We start from the raw sequence: 16,074 nt of genomic DNA, 5'->3' as shown, positions 1-16,074 counted from the left end.
TTCAGAACATAGGAAGGATAGCATCGCGGCTCTTCAACAGTGCCTATCTCAGCCGTTTGAGGGCTTCGCGCTGTGAGAGTGGGCTGAGCGTGGAAGTCCGCGCGGCGACGAAGGCGCTGACCCACTGAGGATCCGTTTTTGAGTATTCTCGTAGTGCCCAGCCAATGGCTTTCCGAATGAAGAACTCTTTATCTGCTGCGTTGGCGTCAATGACCGAGCTGAGCAGATCTAAATCGGTAGCAGTTTTGAGTTGTAGCTGAGAAATAATCGATAGCCGCCGGAACCAGAAATCCGAAGCTACGCTCCATCGACGAATCAATGGCTTCATCGTCGCTGGCTGACTTTTCAGTAGCTCCTGGATTCGATGTGACACTTCATCGACGTAATCCCACCATGCGCCCGTGCTGACCATCTCTTCGTAAAGCGGCAAGAAATTCAGATTGCCGCGGGCTGGCTTGAGCGCGGTGAGGGCCAGGGCCACATACCGCAGCTCGCGGTACTCGGCCTCGCGCCAGAGCACCTCAGCCGTCGCGAGTAACTGCTCAGCCGACGCGAAGGGGAAAGCGCGCACCGCGGCACTGGTGAGTTTTCGAACCTGCGGCATCGGAACCCCGAGGTAAGGCATTGAGGACTTCATATACGCCTGCATTTTGATCGCCCGATCGGGGTCGGCTAGTTCTCGGAGGTCTTGCTCGACCTGATCGATGAGTCGTTGCTGCATCTAATTATTAAACATCTTGTTATTAAACATTGGCCGGCGAGCAATGGTCGTCAACTAGTGACCGCTGAACAATAAAGGTGACTAATGACGGTGATTGCTGCGTAAAGTGGTGGCATGGTCGAGTTGAAGTCCAGTAAGGAAATTCAGGCGCTGCGTGAAGCGGGTCGAGTGGTTGCGCAGGCCCTGGCTGCGGTGCGAGAACAGGCTCTGATTGGTACCTCGCTCAAAGAACTGGATGAAGTCGCTGCCACGGTGATCGCGGAGGCGGGGGCGAAGCCAGCCTTTTTGAATTACCATCCGCGCTGGGCACCAAGCCCTTTTAGCGGGGTGATCTGCGCTAGCGTGAACGACGCTATTGTGCACGGTGTGCCGAGCGATTATCGGATTTCCGACGGCGACTTAGTGTCTATAGACTGCGGTGCTTTCTTGGACGGTTGGTGCGGCGACTCAGCAATAAGTTTTATTGTCGGCGCCATCAATCCGGCTGACCAGGCGCTTATCGACACCTGTGACACGGCGCTAGCGCGGGGGATTGAGCAAGCCCGAGTGGGGAATCGGATTGGTGACATTGCCGCCGCAATCGGTGCCACAGCGGTTGCGGCGGGCTACGGCATTCTGGCCGACCACGGAGGGCACGGCGTCGGCCGGGCGATGCATGAGGAACCGCACGTTCCCAATCAGGGCAACGCTGGTCGTGGGTTGATCCTAGAGGCCGGATTAGTTATTGCTATTGAACCAATGCTGATCGCTGGCGGTTCCGGTGACTACCGTTATGACGCCGATGGCTGGACACTTCGCTCGCCCGGTGGCCAGCGGGCTGCGCACAGTGAGCATACCGTTGCGATTACCGATCAGGGACCGATAGTGCTGACCGCTTTATAGGCTCTCGGCTAGATTCATGGCTCATTAGCCGGTGCCGTCTGGTGGTTGCTGTGACTGTCGCGAAGCGCGCGAATCCAGTACCTCAGGCTGAGTCCAAAGCCGATGATCAGGCCGAAGCCTGTGATGATATTCGGCCAACGCGAGGTGAGGGCCCCAATGATGACGTTGAAAATCCCCACCGCGATTAAGATCAGCGCCACCGCGATCAGCAGGTAATACCATTTGGGGTTCATTTATCCAGTGTATTCCGAGCAACTCCCAGTTAGCTGTCGACCTTAGCTATTAACCCACCTCATTCAGCTATGCTCGCATCATGCTGAAGCTGGCCCGTGTCATTACTGAAGTATTTGCACCAACCGTACTGGTTACCGTCTTCTTGCTGGCGACTGGCGGACTGACCGCCGGTTGGTTCGGACTGTTGAGCGGATTCGTAGCCGCCATCTTCACTGCGCTGGGGCCATTCGCTGGGATCGTCGTGGCCACCCGTAAAGGAAAACTCAGCGACCACCATGTGGGGGAGCGGAAGCAGCGCGCCCCCATTATTATCGCTTCCTTGGTTTCCTCAACGGTCGGGCTGCTGGTGCTTTTGCTGATGCAAGCCCCGAGAATCTCAGTTATTGGTCTGCTTGCTGTCAGCCTCGGCATGATCGTCGTCGGCGTTGTTAACGTCTTCTGGAAACTTTCAGTCCATACCGCGGTGGCAGCCTTCTTCGTCCTCGGGATGGCAGATGTGCTGGGGCTCTGGTGGTATCTGAGTGTTGTCGTGGTGCTGGCAGTGGCCTGGTCGCGCGTAGTCCTCAAGGATCACACAGTGGCTCAGGTGTGCGCTGGTGCGCTGGCCGGTGCTGCGGTCGGGGTCTGTTTTGTTTTTATCCTCTAAGGCGGAGAGGCTAACCGGGCCGGTCAACTAGCCTCAGAGACTGCTGATCGCGGCGAGGTGCTATTACGGTTACCGATCGGCTGAGGAGCCGGCACCCGCTTTGGCGGCAGCGGCGATAAGTACGGCTAAGATCAGCCCTAAAATTAGTCCCCACGTCATGCTGCTCAGTAGTAGGCCGATAAATGCACCGAGTAATAGTCCAACCATGAGTGAGGCTAGCCAGCGTTTTAGCACCTAACTCGACCGGCGGGTATTTGCGGAGCTAGTTGAATAGATTTTCCCAGCATCAGCTATCTCAATTTCCGTCGCGCTGGTTGTACTCCAGATTCAACCTGAGGTTGCTGTAACTTAAGCGATGCTGCCGCTAAGAGCAGCAGCATGGCGGTGATTACTTCTGATGTGATGAGACGAAAATTTGGCTCTTTGAAAAAGAATTGAGCGGCTGCCGTGAGAAGACAAAGACCCGCGATGGTGCACAGCACAATTGGTTTGCTGAAGAATTTTATGAAGCCCACTGAATAAGACTACCGTAATTTCACGCTGATTTGATCTACTGCCGTAGCCGTTCCTTCTGCGGGCCGAGGAGGGAACGAATCGACCTGCGATGAGGGTAGTAATGCCGAGGAAGAAATCGAAAGTTCGATTGCCAGTTGGCTTCCTTTGTGGTTCTTGGGGCCCCGGAGTGAACAAGATTACTCAATTACTGGCCACCTCAGCAGATTCGCGTGTCAGTAAAATTCCGGTATCGATTTTAGTATCGATTAAGGTATTAGATTTCGGTATCGCTCAGTTGTAACCGGGCGAAGTTTAACCTTCGCTGAGTATCTTGAGCGCTCAGCAGGAGATTTCGAGATCGATTTTAGCCATTGCTGTCGAGTTCTGCGTGATATAGCCTTTCGTCACCATGCTAGTCGATTGTCGAGGGGAAAATGGGGAACTATGAAGAACCTCCGGAGAAGTAGGTTCATCGCGCTGATTGCAACCCATTCCCTCCCGCATTCAAGCGGTTCCTAACTAACTGTGACTAACCGCGACTAACCGCGCCGTAGTCACATCAAACTCAAGGGGTAATCATGAAAGCGTTAAGACGAACAATAGCTTCAATGACAGCATTATTACTGCTCGGTGCTGGCGCTGTGATGGCCGCAGCACCGGCATCAGCAGCTACCCACGGCATCGTGGTGAACCAGTGCTACGGCGTCAAGGAGAAGACTGTGCGGTTCACTAACTCTCCTGCATTTGTGGAAATCTGGAGATCGACCAGAGACGGGGTTACAGCATGTGCCATGCTGTACGACAACCAAGCTGGTAGCCATTCGCTGAGGATCGTTCTGACCCGCCCCAATGGGGACTACTCATCTGACAGCGGAACCTTTGCCTATTACGCCGGTGGCGTCGTACAAAAGAACATGGCTGGTAAATGCGCAACAGTCTCCGGTACGGTATCGTCCGCTCCGTTCAGCTTTATTGCTTGCTACAACTAATGCAGCAATTCCACAGTTCCAAAATTCAATAATTCGACTAATGAAGCCTGTTGCCTGCTGGGACGTGAGTTACCTTGGGCAGCAGGCTTCATTGGCTTATCGCTTTTGTCCAGTTAGTCCGAGGGGCGCTCATGAAAACCTTAACGCTGTGGCTACGGCAATTAAGAAGGCAGTAATCAGTAGACCAGCAGCCGTGAGTGGGCGATGGCTGAGCCACGCACAGTACCCCGCAGGCAAAGAGATGAGTGCCCGGACAGGAATCGAATCTGCGACCAGGAGATTAGAAGGCTTAAATTTATCCCTTACAAATAAAGGGATTCCGGCGTCTAGGTGTCCAGATAGTGTCCATCACTTCAGGCTTTCCGGAGCATATGATCCACCGAACGGGCCGACTCCTGCAAGTCATCACTAAGAAGCTAGGAGCTGCAAGAATTCGCTAATGCTAAGTTTCACCTATGGAAGTGATAGCGAACATAATAATATTTTCTGGATTAGCCGGCCTTGTAAGCGCAGGCTGGTGGTTAATTTCACTTACCGTAACCTGTACAGAGGGTCAATCGGCTAGTGGCATGACCTTAACTAAGTTCGAGATGCAGGCGTCAAAGCGTAGACCGTGGCTGCCCTGGCTGCGGCACACGCAGAGCGTTCGGCGACCCAGCAACGTTGGACACAGCTGGAGGATTGCGGACCGGCGATTCGGGCCGGAACTTCGCAGGGCACTTCGGGCACACAATAAATACTATCGCCGGACATTGCTACCAATAGTCGTCGAGTTTCTTTCAGTCGAACTAGTGATCGTCCTATTGGCATTCTTTGGTGGATATTCCATCGTCACCACCTATACGTCTTTAGGGCTGATTTTTATCGTAATGGCTCAGGCGGGGTTTACGTACACGAGGTTTAGCACGCGGTGGCTTAGACGCTTCCCGTCAACCTGGAAAATAATTCACGTTTCAAACAAGGCTGCTGGGTTCTTTGTGCAAGACTCGACGAAGGGTGATGAACGGTCACCGGTCGCGACTCTTTGGGCTATTGAAATTGAATTGGTCGAACACCTTCAAGTTAGTCCATCGTCAAGATGGAGCAGTCAGGAGCGGGCAAGGAACTGGCTAGCGCTGCTAAAGCCGAGATTGATCGAGCTGTCAACCATGGGGGACCCGCTAACCAGAACTGCGTCAAGGGTAGAAATGCTCAAATGGATTGATAACGTGCTCCACGACCTTACCGTCCCAGCACAAGGCCAGGAACATTCAAAGGGCCTCGACAAAGACTTGGCTGCAATTCGAGCGACTAGACCGAGTCGCACAGCCAACGTCACAAGCTGGATCATCGCTGGATTTGGCATCTTTATGGTCACGATGGCATTCCTAATGGAATGGCTCGGGACGAGATCCGGACGTTCGCAGTTCCTCGAGTGGCTTCCAACTGCGGCAGCGGCGATACCAGGAATCAGTACGTGGGTTGCTGCCATATTTGGTGTCGCCTTTGGCTTATACCAGTGGATTGCCGCCTATCGTCGGCGGGCCCGTTGATGGCCACTGAGCCGGTGAAGTCGACAGTCAGAACCTTCGCGGAATTGGCCGGGTGGTTCGCGAGCGTGCCGTTAAGCCTGCTGGTGGCAACCTAACAACTAGTTCGGACGTGCTGGCTAAAGCCGTGCAAGAGCCAAGGGGTGAATAGATTGGGTGCAGGTCAAGAGAGGTCATGAGCGAAACGGACGATACAAAGACTGTTAGGGTCGCATATCTGCGCTATCTCAGAGATGAATTTCGCCATTACTGGCCATACGGATCTGTCAGGTCGTCGGAACCAAGCGAGCGTCAAAGCTTTGAGAAGGCGAAAAAGCTTATTGTCGACCTTGAAGCCAAGATTAGAGAAGGTCCTGCACTATGAGCCAGGGGGCGTGCACGCCCCCTGGCAAGTATCCGAAGACAAAACACCGGGCAGCCGGGAGGCACTGAAAGGATTTTATCGCTATTAGCTGGATAAAAGCTTGTGGCATGGCTTACATTTTGAGTGTCCATAGGGATTCGTCCCACGATCCGCTCGAGGAGTAAATATGAACATCAAGAAATCATTGACCGCAACCGTCCTAGCTATAGGACTTGCCGCTGGTGCGGGCTTGAGTGCCGCAGCCACCGCCGAGGCCTCAACGCTTTGGCAGACGAAGCAGAGCACTTCCGCAGCCTGCTGGGAAGCCGTAAACACGAAAGTGGTTGACCTCATGCGCCGCGGGAACAAGATCGAATCCACAAACTGCTCGGGCCTCTCGGGCGGTGGCTACTGGGGAATCATTCTCTATTCGCCCAAATAACTAGCGAATGACAAGTCGGCGCCGCGCGATCTCGCGCGGCGCCGACCCATTCAAGGCTCCACCCCCGTCGCCACCACACCCCTCTACGACCAAGGGGAACGCTAATGGCTGAAATCGACTGGAAACTCGCCGTACGTGAGCATTCTCGACCAGGCTCGTCTTGAAGTCGCAGACAGCGGTGCCCTGATTGCTACCTTGCCCGACGCTGATCCGCACGGGGACACCGTCGAGATCTGGCAGACAATCGACCACCAGCTAGCCAAGCTCGCTTCCTTTGGTGGCGGTGCGAGCGATTTGGTCTTCGACATTGAGTTAGTGGCCAAACTGAACAAGATTAGTACCCCCGACCGGGCACATATTATGGATTTCGCACTATTGCCGAACGTCTTGGCGTCAGTGAGCGCTGGTTAATCCGGAATGCTAAGCAAGGCCCCACGTTCTGCCAATTGCCGGGTGGGACAATGCGCTATGACGACAAGGACATTGAGATCTGGCTACGACAAAGAAAAGTCGCTTAGAAAGTGTCCAAAAAGTGTCCACCATGCTGTCGTAGACCGCCATCATCCGTCAATATTTGACTGAAAATAATGTCAGTTCTGGCGGATAAATAGAGCCCTTCTCCTCTTGTAAACAAAGGGAAGCGGGGAGTGCCCCGGACAGGAATCGAACCTGCGACCAAGAGATTAGAAGGCTCCTGCTCTATCCGCTGAGCTACCGAGGCGAGTGCTGTCTTCGACAAAGCACCATACCACTCTACCGAATGTCAGCGACTTCTCCTCCACATCGCCCCGTGCTGCAGGAATTCGCACATAGCGCCAATCACCTCTGGAGGGTGTGGCGATGGCGACGCAGACTGAAGACAGCGCTTGAGATGGATAAGCGACGGAAACTGACGAAAGGTTCTCGCCATGAGTGATGTAGTGACTGTTCGAGGGTTTGTGGCCAGCGAGGTCAAAACTATTCTCACCGAACAAGGCTGGCCGGTGGCAAGTTTCAGATTAGGCTCAACTGAACGAAGATACGACCGAACGAAATCGCAGTGGGTGGACGCTGGAACGAACTGGTACTCGGTATCGATGTTCCGCGGTTTAGCGCAGAACGCATCCTGCAGCGTGGTCAAAGGCGAGAGAGTCATCGTCACCGGCAAACTAAAGCTCCGACAATGGGTGAACGGAGAACGTCGTGGAATAGCGCCAGAGATTGACGCTGAGGCGGTGGGGCACGACCTCTTCTGGGGGACGGCCAAGTTCAAGCGGACCACTCACACTTTTGAGCTACCCAGTTCTAAAGAGTCGCCGGCCGAAGCGGGGAATCAAGGAACCGATGGCGATTTGAGCGAGGCTGAGAGCCGGGATAGACCGCAGGGCGACCTGAGCGACGCTGAGGAAGAATTCGGTGATGAAGCAGATGCCGAGGCTCAGACGGAGGCAGGCGCTGCTGAAGAGGAGACCGAGCCAGCTTTCTAAGACTAGCTTTCGCTCGATGTTGAATCGGAGCTGAGGCAATACAGAGATTCGGAAATAGTACAGAGATAGGGAACAAAGGTCGGTTGAAACAGGCTGCGACCTGCTTCGAGCAACCGAGGATAGGCTTGACCTAAAGTCAACCTGAGGTTCTAGGTTGATGCTGTGACTATTGATGAAGACGTGGCGAAATTGGACAACGGGGCAGTGGCAACAAAGCAATCAGTGTGGTCACCCCAATACTTGCTGACAACTATTGGGATATTTTCGGTGGTCGTGTTGACCGCTTTCGAATCCCTCGCGGTGACCACGATCATGCCAGCGGTAAGCGCGGAGCTCTCAGGAAGCACACTGTACGGCTTGGTGTTCGCGATGACCTATGCCACCGGGGTGATCGGAATGGTTGCCGCTGGTTCATGGTCGGATCGGCGTGGCCCGCGAGGTCCGCTGTTCGCGGCCTTGAGCGTATTCGCCGTTGGGCTATTGCTGGCTGGTGCGGCGAACTCCATGACGCTGTTGGTGATGGCTCGCGCCATCCAGGGCGTGGGCAGTGGCGCGATTAGTGTGGTGATCTACGTACTGCTGGCCCGGATCTACCCCAAGCAGCTGTTGCCGAAAATATTCGCTGCTTTTTCCGTGGCTTGGGCGGTTCCCTCGGTCGTCGGCCCGTTTATTGCTGGAGTGATTGCTGACCACCTGCATTGGCGCTGGGTGTTCCTCGGAGTGTTAATCCTTTTGCCTATTGCACTCTTGCTGATGCTGCCCGGGATTCGTGCCAATGCTGCTCAGATGGGACCGGGCAATGCTGGAGCACCGTGGGGTAAACGGTTATTGTGGGCATTCGCCGCCGCTCTGGCAACACTTGTTCTGGGCCTGGCCGCCCAGTTCTCCGGGCTGATAGCGGTAGCCCTGGTTGTCGTGGGTCTTGGGGGAGTTGTGCTGTCTGTCCGTCCGCTGCTCCCAGCCGGAACTTTAAGGGCTCAACGGGGTTTGCCGAGTGTGATTTTAATGCGTGGAATGTTGGCGGCGGCTTTCTTTAGCGCCGAGGTGTACTTGGTCTTAGCGTTGGTCAAGAGATACGGATTGAGTCCGACGGCGGCCGGGCTGGCGCTGACCGTGGGAGGGATCTCCTGGACGGTGGCCTCGGTGACGCAGTCCAGGCTGACCGAGCAGGTCTCGCATCAGCGAGCGGTGCAGGGCGGCAGCATCTCGCTGTGTTTTTCTTTAGTTCTTGTGGTGATTTCGGTCTTGTTCGGGGCACCGGCACCGGTGCTTATTGTGGCTTGGATATTTGCCGGTGCAGGTATGGGCTTTGGGCTGGCCCGGTTGAGCACAATGGGGTTGAGCCAAGCGTCGAAGAGCAATCAAGGCGCGATTTCATCCGCAATGTCGATGATTGATTCCATCGGAGCTGCCGCGGCGCTCGCCGTTGTCGGTGTGGTTTTTGGGACTCTGTCCGCACAGCCGGGCGAGGCTGCCGTAGCAGGAATCTGGCCAGTGATCGGAACCCTGGCAATATCGGCTGCGATAGCCGTTGTTGGCGTGTTTATTTCTTATCGAACCGGGCCGGACAAATCTCTCATGACAGAATGAATGAGTGACTCAGATCGAAAGAAGCCGGAGAGCTTCGAACTCTCGCTCGGCAGTTAGTGCAGTGATACCTGCGGTGGTGGTTGTGGCGGCTATTTTTGGCTTGGTGGGATGCTCAGCGCCCAGCCCCGAAACATCCCCTGAAGAGACCGCCCCAGCCGCTGCAGCATTGGCAACCAGGTCACCAGGCGTGGTTGGTTCCATGGTGACTAAAGTGAATGATGCTCTCACTTCTTTGGCGGCGAAGTCACCGAAGCCGAGCCAAGATGAGGTGCGCAGCACCCTTCAAGGCCTCGGAGTCGAAGCAAAAGACGTGGAAGTTTCAATCTCGAAAACTCCCACTGGTCTCGATGTAGATGCCATTCAGGGTTCGGTCAAGGTCGAGAAATCCTGTGTGATTGGTCAAGTAAGAGAAGGCAAGGTTGCCGTGACCTTGCAGCCGGTGCTGAGCACCGGAAAGTGCTTTGTCGGTGATCAGGGCTAGGCTAAGCCTGGCCGATTCAGCGATTGGCGTTCGGGTTTCCCGCTGATTAGTCGTTGACTATGCGGGTCTTCCTGCCAGGATTGCTGCCGACTGGGGTGGCCGCTGTGTGGTCCGTTGTGAGTTAGTGGCTCTCACCCACTAGCCTTGAAGCATGGCGGAATTTATTTACACCATGACCAAGGCCCGCAAAGCGGTGGGCGATAAGGTCATCCTCGACGATGTCAGCATGTCTTTTTTCCCGGGTGCCAAAATTGGCGTCGTGGGACCGAACGGGGCTGGTAAGTCAACCATCCTGAAAATTATGGCCGGTCTGGATACCCCCTCAAACGGCGAAGCCCGACTGAGCCCGGGGTACACGGTAGGTATCCTGCTCCAGGAACCGCCGCTGAACGAAGAGAAGACTGTCTTAGGCAATGTCCAAGAGGGCGTCGGCGAGATCTATCAGAAGATTCAACGGTTCAATCAGATCTCGGAAGAGATGGCGAACCCGGATGCGGATTACGACGCCTTATTGGAAGAGATGGGGAAGCTGCAGGAAGCCATTGATGCCGCCGACGCCTGGGACTTAGATTCGCAGCTCGAGCAAGCAATGGATGCTCTGCGCTGCCCGCCCGGCGATGCGGATGTCACAGTGCTTTCCGGTGGCGAGCGTCGCCGAGTGGCGTTGTGTAAGTTGCTCTTGCAAAAGCCGGATTTGCTGTTGCTTGACGAGCCCACTAACCATCTGGATGCTGAGAGCGTGCTCTGGCTTGAGCAGCACCTTTCTAGTTACCCCGGCGCGGTGCTCGCAGTCACCCACGACCGTTACTTCCTAGATCACGTCGCGGAATGGATCGCGGAAGTGGATCGCGGGCATCTCTATCCATATGAGGGCAACTACTCCACCTACCTGGAGAAGAAACGCGCAAGACTCGAAATCCAGGGCAAAAAGGACGCGAAGCAAGCCAAACGACTCAGCGAAGAGCTGGAATGGGTGCGGTCCAATGCCAAGGGAAGGCAGACCAAGTCGAAAGCGCGCTTGGCCCGATACGAGGAGATGGCCGCAGAAGCGGACCGTACCCGAAAACTCGACTTCGAAGAAATTCAGATTCCGCCGGGACCGAGGCTTGGCTCGTTGGTCCTTGAAGCCACCAATCTGCAGAAGGGGTTCGGCGATCGAGAACTGATTAACGGGCTATCCTTCTCATTGCCACGCAACGGCATTGTGGGAGTAATCGGCCCGAACGGTGTGGGTAAGACCACCCTGTTCAAAACTATTGTCGGCTTAGAGCCGCTCGACGGGGGAAGCCTGAAGATCGGTGACTCGGTCCGGGTTTCCTACGTCGATCAGAGCCGTGGCGGCATTGATCCGGAGAAGAATCTCTGGGAAGTTGTCTCGGACGGTTTGGACTTCATTAAGGTCGGCAACGTCGAAATGCCTTCCCGTGCTTATGTCTCAGCCTTCGGTTTCAAAGGACCGGATCAGCAGAAGAAAGCCGGAGTGCTCTCCGGTGGTGAGCGCAACCGTTTGAACCTCGCGCTGACCCTCAAACAGGGCGGAAATTTGCTGCTGCTCGACGAACCAACTAACGACCTCGATGTCGAGACGCTTTCCAGTCTGGAAAATGCGCTTCTCGAATTCCCTGGTTGCGCTGTCGTGGTTTCGCACGACCGCTGGTTCCTAGACCGAGTGGCAACTCATATCCTGGCCTACGAAGGCACCGAGGAAAATCCGGCCAACTGGTACTGGTTCGAAGGCAACTTTGAGTCTTATGAAGAGAATAAGATCGAGCGCTTAGGTGCGGATGCGGCGAGGCCTCACCGCGTGACCTATCGGAAGCTCACGCGCGACTAAGCCGCATGTAGCGATTCCGTAATCCGGGATTGCCTATTGGTCCGCGACAATCCGCTGTCGCAGACCAATAGGCAATCCCGATATCCTTAAGCCAGTACGATTAAGCCAGTACGATCGGTTCCCCATCGCGGGTCTAGAACGAGGTGCCGTCCTCGGCTTTGAGCAGCTGCTCAGGAACTCGGATCATACCTTCCTGCGCGACCGAGGCAACCAGCACGCCCTCCCGGTTGAAGAACTTACCGATATTGAGTCCGCGGGCTCCGGAAGCGCTCGGCGATGCAGCAACGTAGAGCAGCCAGTCATCAACACGAACCGGGCGGTGCCACCACATGGCGTGATCGAGGCTGGCCACCGACATGCCGGGGGTGGTCCAGGTCAAGCCGTGCGGCCGCAGTGAGGGTTCCAGCAAAGTGTAGTCACTGGCAAAAGCGAGCGCGGCGCGATGCAGGTTTGCGTCCTCAGGGAAGGCTCCGATGGCCTTCAACCACACCGCTTGATACGGTCTGCGGTCATCGTCTGCATTCTTCAGATATAGGTTATTGCCGACATGTCTAATATCGAAGGGACGCTGGAACGTCGCTCTCGCCAGGGGATGATCCAGGTGCCCTAGCAGTTTTTCTGCACTGGGCAGGCTTTCCGGATCTGGGATGCCTTCGGGGATGGTGTCCTGATGATCAATTCCGAAATCAGGCTCTTGGAAAGAAGCAATCATGGACAGGATGGGTTCGCCGTTCTGATAGGCATGAATCCGTCGAGCCGAGAAGGAACGTCCATCTCGCAGCCTTTGCACTCCGAAAGTGATTGGCTGGTCTGCATCACCGGCTCGCAAGAAGTAGCCGTGCAAGGAATGCACCGCTCGGCTCGCCTGTACCGTGCGGGTGCCAGCTATCAGCGACTGGGCCAGCACCTGACCCCCGAATACCCGGTGCGAATATCGTTTTTGTGAGCTACCGACGAAAATATCCTCATCGGTGCGTGCGCCGCCAGCGTCGCTGAGATTCAATAACTCTAAGAGGTCATGCAGCGGGGCTAGTGCATCGTCAGTCATGCTCCTAAGCCTATCCGTTGACTGACCGAGCAAGGAGCGACTGAGCTTTCTCAGGCGCGGACCGAGCCGCAACTCTCTTCCAGGCTGCCACCTGATCGATGGACGGTATGCCACCCCTGCCGATCCGATCCGGTCAGCGGTATCAATAGGGGCTTAGCAATATCGATAGGAGGCTGAATCGATAGGAGGCTGAATCGATAGGAGGCTTACTCAATCGGGGTCGAACGCCTTCAGCCCGCTGAGTTGGCAAGCTACTATCTCTTAGACCAGGATATTTACGTGTTTTGCAGCACACTTTTTGGTCTGTGGGGTGAGCTTTGCGAAGATGAGGCATGAGCAGTATTCGCTTCGCAGACCCTCGGACATTAGCCGATTTTCGAACTTTTGTTAGTCGTGCCCGAGCGGTGGACGATGGGGCCATTCGTCTGCAGTCGACCGGCCCAGTATTGGCTGCCTGGACCTGTTCGATGCGGCCAAGGCTTTTAGGCGAAGGAACCCCGACCATTCTCGGTCTGCGGACGATGGCATTGGCAGCCGCCGATCATCCGGCAAAAGATTTCGCCAGTACCGACGGTACAGAAAATTCCAAAAGTTCCGACAGTACCGCCGGTTCCAACAGCTCCGACAACTCCGAAAATTCCGCAAGCTTCGACTGCACTGTCTCCTTGGCCTCGGTATCCGACAGACTGGCGCGGCTCGACGAAACGGACGTCGAATTACCACTGCCCACCGTAACCGTGAATGAATCGTGGGCGGCACTCAGCGCGCCCCGCTCCGATTGGCTGGAGCAGGCAGTGCTGGCCAGCGAAACGCTGATAGCAGTCGCCAAGGAGGGGGTCCGCGAAATCGCGCAGATTATTCCGGTCAACCCGGGCGCGTTGATCGTCAATAACGCGAGAGCTTCAGTCTGGGGCAGAGCAATGGCAAACTATCCGGAACTGCCCGGAGGGGCAGCTTTTGCAGGCTTCGCGCTAGGATTCTGGGCACCGCAGAGTCAGGTTAGGCTGTACCGTTCCGGGCGCTGGCTAAGACTAAGTAGCCCAGCTGGTCACGTCTTGATTCGTCCTGCGGCCGCTCTCTAAAACAGCTCTTAATAGCAAAAACTAAGGCCCAGTGGGGTCGCTGAACTATCCAGAATTCACCATCGAATGAGCTGCCCGGTCCAGATAATCCCAGAGCGTGGCGTCATGTAACGGCGGTAGATCCAGCGTGTCTAAGGCCTCTCGCATGAGTTTCAGCCAACGATCCCTGGCCTGCGGGGTGACCGCAAAAGGGGCGTGCCGCATCCTCAGCCTGGGATGCCCCCGCTCCTCCAGATAAGTGCGTGGGCCGCCCCAATACTGCTCCAAGAACAACAGCATCCGCCGCTCAGCCGGTGCCAGATCTTCCTCGGGGTACATCGGCCGGAGGATTTCGTCGGCCGCCACCCGGAGATAGAACTCATGTACCAGGGCGGCGAAGGTCTGATGACCGCCGACGGCTTCGTAGAAGTTCTCCGGCGGCGCTTGGAAACCTCCCACCGGCACGAGTTTGGCGAGCGGTTCACCGAAACGGGATGGGATGGGTGTGCCAGGAGTGTTCTCGGTCATTCGCCTGCCCTTTGCGCTGGTTTCTCTGACTTAGCTGGTTCATTGGAGTGTTCCGACTCAGTGCTACGCTCCGGCAAAGCAGAGCGCGGGGGCAACGGAGAGTGCGGGCTACTTGCTTCTTCGGACTCGTCGGGGTCCTGATAGTCACCCTGCGAGCGATTTCCGACGCGCAGAATCTCACCGTTGCGCAGGTACCAGATGGCACCATCTTTGGCCCGTACCCGGGTGATTCGCAAACCCACCGATTCAACTTCGCCGACAACTTCGGAGGTCTCAATGACATCGCCAATGCCGTACTGGTCCTCAATAGTGATGAAAATTCCAGCCAGGAAGTCTCTGATCAATTGTTGACAGCCGAAGCCAACCGCGACGCCGACAATACCCAGGCTCGCTAGCAGTGGACCGACATTGACTTCGAAGGCAAGCAGAATATACAAGCCAACGATGACCACCACCACAACGCTCAGCAGCGAGGACAGGATAGAACCGACCGTTTCCGCTCGCTGCACCCGGCGTTCGGAGTCCAGCGGTCGCAGCACGGGCTGTACCCAGCGCAGTCCCCGTTTATGAAAGACCGCACTGCCTTCGCGCACTCGGCGCACTAAGCGTCCGATCACGAACCTGCCGATCCACCAAACCAGCAATCCAATCACGATGCTGATAGCCGTTTTAGTCAGGCCTCTGAGTACCGGGTCGTCTAGCCAATTCACTTAAGTTTGCGCTCCTCTCAGAGCAGATTGAAGCTCTGCCTTTTCCATTCTTGCAGCATTACGCTGAGTAGTATGCGACTTCTCATTCTCGGCGGAACCATGTTTCTCTCTCGTACGGTGGCACGACTGGCGGTGAAGCGCGGGCACCAGGTGACGGCGTTGGCTAGGGGCACACACCCGGTTCCGAAGGGTGTGCAGTTGGTCACTGCCGACCGAGAGCAAGGCGCCGACGCATACCGGTCTTTACTAGCTTCACTAGCAGATGAGCAGACTTGGGACGCAGTACTGGATGTCTCGCGAATACCCAATCAGGTGGAATCCGCTGTGACAGCGCTATCGACACGCACAAAACACTGGGCCTTCGTCTCAACAGTCTCCGTCTACGCTGATCATTCGACGCCGTCGGGCAACGAATCGGATCAATTGCTAGCTGAATGGTCCGAGGACCAGGACCCGCTCGAACACTACGGTGAAGCGAAGGTCTCCTGCGAGAAGATTCTGCGTGAGGCGCTCAGCCCGGAACAGCTTCTGGTGGCCCGGCCAGGATTGATCTGTGGACCTGGCGACCCGAGCGACCGCTACGGTTACTGGCCAGCCAGGTTCGCCCGCGATAATGAACCGGTGTTGGCCCCCGCAGTAGCCGCAAGCGCGAAAACTCAGGTGATTGATGTCAGAGATTTCGCTGCTTGGTTGCTGGACGGCATGGAGAACGCCCTGGCTGGGACATACGACGTGGTCGGTGATGAGGTGCCAATGCAGACCCTGCTGGGGGCTGCGCTGGAAGCCAGCGGCTACCGCGGGCAGATACGTTTGGCACCGGAGGAGTGGCTGCTGGAACAGGGCGTGAACTATTGGGCAGGTGAAGATTCTCTGCCGCTCTGGCTACCAGCAGAAGCGGCCGGCATGTTCCAGCGCGACGGCTCGGCCGCTCGCCGAGTCGGCCTGCGCCCCAGACCTTTTGACGAAACGCTTAAAGCCGTTTTGCAGGACGAACGATCTCGCGGCCTAACTCGGGAACGTCGCGCTGGTCTGAGCGCGGCGAAAGAAAAGGCTCTGATAGCAGAGCTGCCGTGAA

Annotated in this window: 17 protein-coding genes and 1 tRNA gene; 11 read left to right on the top strand and 7 right to left on the bottom strand. The window is 56.0% G+C overall.

Annotation, left to right across the window (positions count from 1 at the left end):
* Positions 1–43: 43 nt before the first annotated feature.
* Entirely contained in the window at positions 44–721 is a 678-nt protein-coding gene (locus tag UM93_RS05950; protein WP_045074330.1) for a DNA alkylation repair protein, read from the bottom strand.
* 114 nt (positions 722–835) lie between these two features.
* Between UM93_RS05950 and map the strand changes: the two genes are divergently transcribed.
* On the top strand, positions 836–1,603 hold the full coding sequence (map, locus tag UM93_RS05945; protein WP_045074328.1) for a type I methionyl aminopeptidase: 768 nt from the start codon (positions 836–838) through the stop codon (positions 1,601–1,603).
* A gap of 14 nt (positions 1,604–1,617) precedes the next feature.
* On the opposite strand, the gene UM93_RS05940 is transcribed toward map, so the two are convergent.
* Positions 1,618–1,836: a hypothetical protein gene (locus UM93_RS05940; protein ID WP_045074327.1), complete on the bottom strand. Its 219-nt coding sequence runs from the start codon at positions 1,834–1,836 to the stop codon at positions 1,618–1,620.
* 80 nt (positions 1,837–1,916) lie between these two features.
* Between UM93_RS05940 and UM93_RS05935 the strand changes: the two genes are divergently transcribed.
* The 4 genes from UM93_RS05935 to UM93_RS05905 all read left to right on the top strand — a co-directional run bounded on the left by UM93_RS05935 (position 1,917) and on the right by UM93_RS05905 (position 6,692).
* The gene (locus UM93_RS05935; RefSeq protein WP_045074325.1) at positions 1,917–2,483 is read left to right on the top strand and encodes a hypothetical protein; all 567 of its coding nucleotides are present in this window, start codon (positions 1,917–1,919) and stop codon (positions 2,481–2,483) included.
* A gap of 1,103 nt (positions 2,484–3,586) precedes the next feature.
* The gene (locus UM93_RS05920) at positions 3,587–3,967 is read left to right on the top strand and encodes a hypothetical protein (RefSeq protein WP_045074320.1); all 381 of its coding nucleotides are present in this window, start codon (positions 3,587–3,589) and stop codon (positions 3,965–3,967) included.
* 2,059 nt (positions 3,968–6,026) lie between these two features.
* On the top strand, positions 6,027–6,281 hold the full coding sequence (locus tag UM93_RS05910; RefSeq protein ID WP_045074317.1) for a hypothetical protein: 255 nt from the start codon (positions 6,027–6,029) through the stop codon (positions 6,279–6,281).
* Between the two features lie 135 nt (positions 6,282–6,416).
* Positions 6,417–6,692 carry a hypothetical protein gene (locus tag UM93_RS05905; protein WP_045074315.1) on the top strand — a complete coding sequence of 92 codons (276 nt, stop codon included), beginning with the start codon at positions 6,417–6,419 and terminating at the stop codon, positions 6,690–6,692.
* A gap of 237 nt (positions 6,693–6,929) precedes the next feature.
* Here UM93_RS05905 and UM93_RS05900 read toward each other — a convergent pair.
* Positions 6,930–7,002, bottom strand: a tRNA-Arg gene (locus tag UM93_RS05900).
* A 187-nt stretch (positions 7,003–7,189) separates the two neighbouring features.
* Here UM93_RS05900 and UM93_RS05895 point away from each other — a divergent pair.
* Both UM93_RS05895 and UM93_RS05890 read left to right on the top strand, forming a co-directional pair.
* The gene (locus UM93_RS05895) at positions 7,190–7,747 is read left to right on the top strand and encodes a single-stranded DNA-binding protein (protein ID WP_045074313.1); all 558 of its coding nucleotides are present in this window, start codon (positions 7,190–7,192) and stop codon (positions 7,745–7,747) included.
* Positions 7,748–7,909: 162 nt separating this feature from the next.
* Complete coding sequence (locus UM93_RS05890; protein WP_234399389.1) at positions 7,910–9,337, top strand: MFS transporter; 1,428 nt, start codon at positions 7,910–7,912, stop codon at positions 9,335–9,337.
* Between the two features lie 9 nt (positions 9,338–9,346).
* Here UM93_RS05890 and UM93_RS05885 read toward each other — a convergent pair whose 3' ends face one another.
* Positions 9,347–9,538, bottom strand: a complete 192-nt coding sequence (locus tag UM93_RS05885) for a hypothetical protein (protein ID WP_045074311.1) — start codon at positions 9,536–9,538, stop codon at positions 9,347–9,349.
* Between UM93_RS05885 and UM93_RS05880 the strand changes: the two genes are divergently transcribed.
* Positions 9,537–9,818 (top strand): DUF6993 domain-containing protein, encoded by a 282-nt coding sequence (locus UM93_RS05880; protein ID WP_045074310.1) that lies wholly within the window; start codon positions 9,537–9,539, stop codon positions 9,816–9,818. The two genes, UM93_RS05885 and UM93_RS05880, sit on opposite strands and share 2 nt — an antisense overlap.
* Before the next feature lie 151 nt (positions 9,819–9,969).
* A complete protein-coding gene (gene ettA, locus UM93_RS05875) occupies positions 9,970–11,652 on the top strand; it encodes an energy-dependent translational throttle protein EttA (RefSeq protein WP_045074308.1) in 1,683 nt (560 codons plus the stop codon).
* Between the two features lie 133 nt (positions 11,653–11,785).
* On the opposite strand, the gene UM93_RS05870 is transcribed toward ettA, so the two are convergent.
* Positions 11,786–12,700, bottom strand: coding sequence for an acyl-CoA thioesterase (locus tag UM93_RS05870; RefSeq protein ID WP_045074306.1), 915 nt, complete (start codon positions 12,698–12,700; stop codon positions 11,786–11,788).
* A gap of 332 nt (positions 12,701–13,032) precedes the next feature.
* Between UM93_RS05870 and UM93_RS05865 the strand changes: the two genes are divergently transcribed.
* Positions 13,033–13,782 carry a DUF8185 domain-containing protein gene (locus UM93_RS05865; protein WP_045074305.1) on the top strand — a complete coding sequence of 250 codons (750 nt, stop codon included), beginning with the start codon at positions 13,033–13,035 and terminating at the stop codon, positions 13,780–13,782.
* A gap of 45 nt (positions 13,783–13,827) precedes the next feature.
* Here the strand turns inward: UM93_RS05865 and UM93_RS05860 are convergent, their stop codons facing one another.
* Both UM93_RS05860 and UM93_RS05855 read right to left on the bottom strand, forming a co-directional pair.
* Entirely contained in the window at positions 13,828–14,289 is a 462-nt protein-coding gene (locus UM93_RS05860; protein ID WP_082057029.1) for a globin, read from the bottom strand.
* Complete coding sequence (locus UM93_RS05855) at positions 14,286–14,999, bottom strand: mechanosensitive ion channel family protein (protein WP_045074303.1); 714 nt, start codon at positions 14,997–14,999, stop codon at positions 14,286–14,288. Before UM93_RS05855 ends, UM93_RS05860 begins: the two co-directional genes overlap by 4 nt.
* Before the next feature lie 72 nt (positions 15,000–15,071).
* Here UM93_RS05855 and UM93_RS05850 point away from each other — a divergent pair, with 72 nt between their 5' ends.
* Positions 15,072–16,073 carry an NAD-dependent epimerase/dehydratase family protein gene (locus UM93_RS05850; RefSeq protein ID WP_045074302.1) on the top strand — a complete coding sequence of 334 codons (1,002 nt, stop codon included), beginning with the start codon at positions 15,072–15,074 and terminating at the stop codon, positions 16,071–16,073.
* Position 16,074: the final 1 nt, after the last annotated feature.

Origin of the sequence: Psychromicrobium lacuslunae (genome assembly GCF_000950575.1) — a bacterium.
Lineage (GTDB): Bacteria > Actinomycetota > Actinomycetes > Actinomycetales > Micrococcaceae > Renibacterium > Renibacterium lacuslunae.
The sequence above is the reverse complement of the archived record's forward strand: the minus strand, read 5'-3'. Positions and strand labels throughout refer to the sequence as shown.

What these genes read in the sequence shown, in the direction of transcription:
- UM93_RS05860 (WP_082057029.1), bottom strand. Translation starts at nt 14,289, where the DNA reads ATGACCGAGAACACTCCTGGCACACCCATCCCATCCCGTTTCGGTGAA.
- UM93_RS05885 (WP_045074311.1), bottom strand. Translation starts at nt 9,538, where the DNA reads ATGGAACCAACCACGCCTGGTGACCTGGTTGCCAATGCTGCAGCGGCT.
- map (WP_045074328.1), top strand. Translation starts at nt 836, where the DNA reads ATGGTCGAGTTGAAGTCCAGTAAGGAAATTCAGGCGCTGCGTGAAGCG.
- UM93_RS05920 (WP_045074320.1), top strand. Translation starts at nt 3,587, where the DNA reads ATGACAGCATTATTACTGCTCGGTGCTGGCGCTGTGATGGCCGCAGCA.
- UM93_RS05865 (WP_045074305.1), top strand. Translation starts at nt 13,033, where the DNA reads ATGAGCAGTATTCGCTTCGCAGACCCTCGGACATTAGCCGATTTTCGA.
- UM93_RS05910 (WP_045074317.1), top strand. Translation starts at nt 6,027, where the DNA reads ATGAACATCAAGAAATCATTGACCGCAACCGTCCTAGCTATAGGACTT.
- UM93_RS05870 (WP_045074306.1), bottom strand. Translation starts at nt 12,700, where the DNA reads ATGACTGACGATGCACTAGCCCCGCTGCATGACCTCTTAGAGTTATTG.
- ettA (WP_045074308.1), top strand. Translation starts at nt 9,970, where the DNA reads ATGGCGGAATTTATTTACACCATGACCAAGGCCCGCAAAGCGGTGGGC.
- UM93_RS05940 (WP_045074327.1), bottom strand. Translation starts at nt 1,836, where the DNA reads ATGAACCCCAAATGGTATTACCTGCTGATCGCGGTGGCGCTGATCTTA.
- UM93_RS05895 (WP_045074313.1), top strand. Translation starts at nt 7,190, where the DNA reads ATGAGTGATGTAGTGACTGTTCGAGGGTTTGTGGCCAGCGAGGTCAAA.
- UM93_RS05950 (WP_045074330.1), bottom strand. Translation starts at nt 721, where the DNA reads ATGCAGCAACGACTCATCGATCAGGTCGAGCAAGACCTCCGAGAACTA.
- UM93_RS05850 (WP_045074302.1), top strand. Translation starts at nt 15,072, where the DNA reads ATGCGACTTCTCATTCTCGGCGGAACCATGTTTCTCTCTCGTACGGTG.
- UM93_RS05880 (WP_045074310.1), top strand. Translation starts at nt 9,537, where the DNA reads ATGGTGACTAAAGTGAATGATGCTCTCACTTCTTTGGCGGCGAAGTCA.
- UM93_RS05935 (WP_045074325.1), top strand. Translation starts at nt 1,917, where the DNA reads ATGCTGAAGCTGGCCCGTGTCATTACTGAAGTATTTGCACCAACCGTA.